The sequence below is a fragment of the Deltaproteobacteria bacterium genome, assembly GCA_005879795.1.
Taxonomy (GTDB): Bacteria; Desulfobacterota; Binatia; order DP-6; family DP-6; genus DP-6.
Genome location: VBKJ01000126.1, coordinates 1 through 4,992, shown reverse-complemented (window position 1 = coordinate 4,992; position 4,992 = coordinate 1). Strand labels below are relative to the sequence as shown.

The 4,992-nt window shown below is 72.6% G+C and carries 6 protein-coding genes; all 6 read right to left on the bottom strand.

All coding sequences use genetic code 11. The annotated features are described in order from the left end of the window. The coding region (locus tag E6J59_06560; GenBank protein ID TMB21060.1) for a hybrid sensor histidine kinase/response regulator at window positions 1-901 on the bottom strand (901 nt) is incomplete at its 3' end. A gap of 450 nt (window positions 902-1,351) precedes the next feature. After that, window positions 1,352-1,717: an antibiotic biosynthesis monooxygenase gene (locus E6J59_06555; protein ID TMB21058.1), complete on the bottom strand. Its 366-nt coding sequence runs from the start codon at window positions 1,715-1,717 to the stop codon at window positions 1,352-1,354. Window positions 1,718-1,917: 200 nt separating this feature from the next. Beyond that, complete coding sequence (locus E6J59_06550) at window positions 1,918-2,448, bottom strand: hypothetical protein (GenBank protein TMB21057.1); 531 nt, start codon at window positions 2,446-2,448, stop codon at window positions 1,918-1,920. A gap of 96 nt (window positions 2,449-2,544) precedes the next feature. Continuing rightward, window positions 2,545-3,681 (bottom strand): GNAT family N-acetyltransferase, encoded by a 1,137-nt coding sequence (locus tag E6J59_06545; GenBank protein TMB21059.1) that lies wholly within the window; start codon window positions 3,679-3,681, stop codon window positions 2,545-2,547. Window positions 3,682-3,704: 23 nt separating this feature from the next. Continuing rightward, window positions 3,705-4,508, bottom strand: coding sequence for an SDR family NAD(P)-dependent oxidoreductase (locus E6J59_06540; protein ID TMB21056.1), 804 nt, complete (start codon window positions 4,506-4,508; stop codon window positions 3,705-3,707). A gap of 7 nt (window positions 4,509-4,515) precedes the next feature. Further along, the coding region (locus E6J59_06535; GenBank protein TMB21055.1) for an LLM class flavin-dependent oxidoreductase at window positions 4,516-4,992 on the bottom strand (477 nt) is incomplete at its 5' end.

Below are 4,992 nucleotides of genomic sequence, written 5' to 3'. Positions count from 1 at the left end.
GCACCTGGGCGGTCAGATTCGCGGCCATGAAGTTCACGCTGTCGGTCAGGTCCTTCCAGGTGCCGGCGACGCCCCGCACGTCGGCCTGGCCGCCGAGCTTGCCCTCCGTCCCCACCTCGCGTGCCACGCGCGTCACCTCGGACGCGAAGGAGCGGAGCTGATCGACCATCGTGTTGATGGTGTTCTTGAGCTCGAGGATCTCGCCCTTCACGTCGACCGTGATCTTCTTCGAGAGGTCGCCGCTCGCGACCGCGGTCGTCACCTCGGCGATGTTGCGGACCTGGCCAGTCAGGTTGGCGGCCATGAAGTTCACGCTCTCGGTCAGGTCCCTGAACGTGCCGGCCACCCCTTCGACCTTGGCCTGCCCGCCGAGCTTGCCCTCCGTGCCCACCTCGCGCACGACGCGCGTCACCTCGGAGGAGAAGGCGCCGAGCTGCTCGACCATCCGGTTGACGGTCTTGGCACTGCGCAGGAACTCGCCCTGCAGCGACCGTCCGTCGAAGTCGAGCGCCATGGTCTGGGTCAGATCGCCCTTGGCGACCGCGCCGATGACCCGAGCCATCTCGCTGGTGGGGTGGACCAGGTCGCCCACCAGCGTGTTCACGGACTCCACCGACGACGCCCAGAGGCCGGTGAAATCCCCGATCGGCGCGCGGTGGCCGATCTTGCCTTCCTTGCCGACCAGTCGGGCCAGGCGCTCGAGCTCGCGGGCCAGACGCTGATTTGCCTCCATGATCTCGTTGACGGTGTCGGCCACCTTACCGCCCACCCCCGTCCACTTGAGCGGGAGCCGGGGCGCGAAGTTGCCGTGCCTGAGCGCCGTCAGCACCTCGAGCAGCCTGGTCTCGTCGACGCGATCGGTGGGCTGCTGCTTCTGTCTCTTCGCGGGGGCAGGCGGCAGCGGTATTCCGCGCGATCGGTGCGACGGAGCCTTGGATCCAGCGGCGGCCGGGCCGCTGGAGAGTCCATTGTCTCTCATGTCACCTCGCTCCCCCGCCCGACCCGCGCGAACGCGACCGGGCGTGCTTCACAGGACCGCGTTGCGGCGGGCGGAGCGGACCTCGATCCCAAATCCCGTCGGGACGTTCGGGCGCTCCTACCCACCACCCCCATCACCCCACGACTCGCCTGATTCTCCCCGCTCGGCGACCGCTCCCCTTGTCTAGTCTACCAGCTTCGTCGCTCCCGAGCGGCCAATGGACGTCACGTCTTCCCGGGAGTCCCGCTTGAATAAATCGGGTAGTGGGTCACCGCGTAGCCTGACACACAGTGACGCGAACCGCCGACGGGCTCACGTTCCGCTACGCGCCACTCAGGGCGCCGGCTTCCTCCCGTCGACCCGGCCTGAGCGTCAGCGCGCGCCCACGTCCAGGTCCGTGCTGCTGAGCACCTCGTGCACCTCGAGGACGTTCGGGCCGCTGAACATCTCGCGCGGCGGGCGGCTCGAGTGGGCTTCGGCGAAGTCCTTGCTCTCGGTCCAGGCGACGAAGTCCTCGAAGGTCCGCCACCAGGTCTTCACCTCGTAGTAGCCCTGCGCGTCCGGGTCCTCCGCCCAGGTGCCGCGCTCGTGCTCGAACTTCATCGGCCGCGGGCGGTGCACCTCGTTGCGGACGAACCCGGGATGGCGGTCGACGAGGTGGACGCGCCGCTTGAAGCGGTCCTCGAAGTCGATCTCATGGCCGCGGGCGACGGGGATGCGGTTGGTCACGACGATCATAGGTCGATCTCCCTAGCACAACGAGCGCCCGGGGTCTCAGAGTCTGTAAACGAATCCCCTCCCGTCGCCGGGCGGCCGCTGCATCCCGCCGCGCGGCGTTGCTCCTCCTCGCCATAGCCTTCGGCTATGACTCGTCGTCGCGCCTTGCGCGGCGGGCGCCTCGGCCACCCGGCTCGGTCCGGGGATTCGTTCACAAACTCTCAGCGGTGCGCCTCGAGCGAGGTGAGCAGCGCCTCGAAGCCGTCCCTGGCGCGCGCGACGGTCGCCTCGGGGCCGACGACCTTCAGGAACCACGGCCCGCCGGGGCCTTCGATCGCGGCCGCGAGGAGGTGGAAGCCGGGCTTCGGGGCGCCAGACGGGGCGGCCCGGTAGGCGCCCGCGAGGTCGACCGAGGTGACGCGGAGAGCGTGCACCGTGCGTATGGTGACCACCGCCGCGTCGCGCGCCGGGCGGCCGTCGGCCGGCGTGAGCTGTGCGTACCAGCGCTCGAGGTTCTCCGCCGCGCTGCCCCCCTTTCCGGCGCCGAAGAAGAAGAGGATCACCTCCCCGTCCTCGGCGTCGCCCGTGGCCCGGGGAAGCCGCCACTGGGCGGCGCGCACGTCGGAGGGCGCCGGCACTCGCGTCCACGCCGTGGGCACGGCAAAGCGCAGCCCCACCGCCTCGGTGCGCACCGTCTCGCCCGCGAGCGCAGCCGGGGCGAGGACGGCGACCAGCAGGAGCGCGCGGAGCATGGCCGTGCCTAGACGGTTCGCCACGCCGCCGTCAAGTTTTCCCGGGCTGCGGTTTTGCCGTGGTTGCAGGAGCGGGACCAGCCCGCCCGCCGCCGCTCAGCTGTCGCCCGCGGGACCCCGGCGGTCGCGCCGGAGCGCGCTGCGCTCGCCGAGCCACCCGATCTCGCGCGCGACGGCGCGCCGCTCCTGGGCGAGAAAGCGGCCGACGGCGTCCGCGAGGCGCGGGTCGCGGAGCCAGTGCATGCTCGCGGTCGCGGTCGCGTCGAAGCCGCGCCAGAGCTTGAACTCGCCGCCCGCGCCCGGCTCGAACCGCCTGAGCCCGCGCGCGATGCAGTGCTCGATCCCCGCGTAGTAGCAGACGTTGAAGTGGAGATGGCGGACCGTGCGCTCGGCGCCCCAGTAGCGGCCGTAGAGCGTGTCGCCCTTGGCGACGTTGAAGGTGCCGGCGATCACACGGCCGTCCTGCCGCGCGACGACGAACACGAGGCGCGCGCGCACGCGCTCGCGCGCCAGCGTGAAGAAGCGCTCGTCCAGGTACTGCTGCCCCCAGGGGAGCTGCGCGATCGTGCGGCGGTAGAGCCCGAACATGCGCGGGAAGAGCCCGTCGGGGATGTCGTCGCCGACGTAGGTGACGATCTCGACACCCGCGGCGGCGAGCTCGCGCCGCTCGCGACGGACCTGGTTGCGGCGCTTGCTGCGCAGGCTCGCCAGATAGTCGTCGAAGGACGCGAATCCCGGGTTCGTCCAGTGGTACTGCCAGCCCGTGCGGGGGAGCCAGCCGCGCCCCTCGAGCGCCGCCACCTCGTCGGGGAGGCAGAAGGTGACGTGCGCGGACGAGAGCTCGTGCTCGCCGCAGGTGCGCTCGAGCGCCGCGGCGAGCGTCGCGATGACCTCGCCGCGGTCCACGCCCGGCGCGGCGAGGAAGCGCGCACCCGTCACCGGCGTGAAGGGGACCGCGACCAGCAGCTTCGGGTAGTAGGGAATGCGCGCGCGCGCCGCGGCGGCGGCCCAGTTCTGGTCGAAGACGAACTCGCCCAGGCTGTGGCCCTTCACGTAGAGCGGGCAGGCCCCGACGAGGCGCTCGCCCTCCCAGAGGGTCAGCGGCCGCGGCAGCCAGCCGGTCGCGGCGGTGGCCGCGCCCGAGTCCTCGAGGAGCGCGAGCCAGTCCCACTCGAGGAAGGGCGAGCCGCCGCCGCCGAGCGCGTCCCAGGCCGCGCGCGGGACGTCGCGCATCGATTCGAGGAGGCGGAGCGTCCTCACATGATCGACTTGACCCAGCCGCCGTCGATGTCGAAGCACGCGCCGGTCACCCACGCGGCCAGCTCGGAGCAGAGGAGCGCCACCAGCGCGCCCGTGTCCTCCGGCTCGCCGAAGCGGCCGGCGGGGAGCGGGCGGCGCGCGCCGAAGTACTCGTCGAAGACGCGCCGGGGGTCGTCCCCCGTGCGGCCGGTGCGCTGCACGGCGGCCCGCATCGCCGCCTCGGTGCGCGTGATGCCGGGGCAGACGCAGTTCGTGAGCACGCCCCGGCCCGAGTACACGTTGGCGAGCTGTTTCGAGAGGTTCACGAGCGCGGCCTTGGCCGGCCCGTAGGTCGGCGCCCGGTCGTCGGGCTGGCGGGCGGAGGTGGACGCGACGTTCACGATGCGGCCCCAGCCGCGCTCGAGCATGCCGGGCAGCGCGCGGCGGATGAAGCGCACGTGCACCACCAGGTTCATGGTGTAGCTCGCGAGCCAGTCGGCGTCGGTGGCGCTGAGGACATCGGGCGGCGAGGGCCCGCCGGTCACGTTGTTCACCAGGATGTCCGCGCCATCGTCGCAGGCCTCGCAGTGCGCGCGCCACACCCTGTCCACCCCCTCCTCGGTCGCGAGGTCGGCCGCCACCGCGAGCACATCGCCGCCGCACGCGCGGAGCTCCGCCTCGGCCGCGCGGAGCCGCTCGGGGCGCCGGGCGCAGATGGTGACGCGGGCGCCCTCGGTGGCGAGCGCGGCCGCGATCGCCTTTCCGATGCCCGCGCTCGAGCCGGTGACGAGCGCGCGCCTGCCCGCGAGCCGGAGGTCCATCGCGCCGCTACGCGAGCTGGCGCGCGATCCCGGCGGCGCGGTCGAGGAGGGGCAGGAGCGTGTCGGCCTCCGCCGAGGGGAGCGCGAAGATGGCGCGCTCGACGCCGATATCCCGCAGGCGCACGAGCCCAGGCGCGTCCATCGGCGCGCCGTAGACGGACACCGAGATGCTGCGCGGGTCCCTGCCCTTCTCGCGCGCGAGCCACGAGAGCTCCGCCATCCCGGCCTCGAGGTCGCCGGCCCGCACGCTGATCGGGAGCCAGCCGTCGCAGTAGTCGACGACGCGCTGGAGGGCGCGTCGGCCGTGGCCGCCGAGCAGGACGGGCGGGTGCGGCCGCTGCACCGGCTTCGGCCACGACCAGAGCGGCTCGAAGCGCACGAATTCGCCCTCGAAGGCCGCCTCGTCCTCGGTCCAGATGCGCTTCATGGCGAGCACGCGCTCGCGCAGCACGCGCCAGCGCTGCTTGAAGTCGGTGCCGTGGTC

Excerpts from the sequence above, each read along its gene's own strand:
- E6J59_06555 (TMB21058.1), bottom strand. The coding sequence starts at position 1,717 with ATGATCGTCGTGACCAACCGCATCCCCGTCGCCCGCGGCCATGAGATC.
- E6J59_06550 (TMB21057.1), bottom strand. The coding sequence starts at position 2,448 with ATGCTCCGCGCGCTCCTGCTGGTCGCCGTCCTCGCCCCGGCTGCGCTC.
- E6J59_06545 (TMB21059.1), bottom strand. The coding sequence starts at position 3,681 with ATGCGCGACGTCCCGCGCGCGGCCTGGGACGCGCTCGGCGGCGGCGGC.
- E6J59_06540 (TMB21056.1), bottom strand. The coding sequence starts at position 4,508 with ATGGACCTCCGGCTCGCGGGCAGGCGCGCGCTCGTCACCGGCTCGAGC.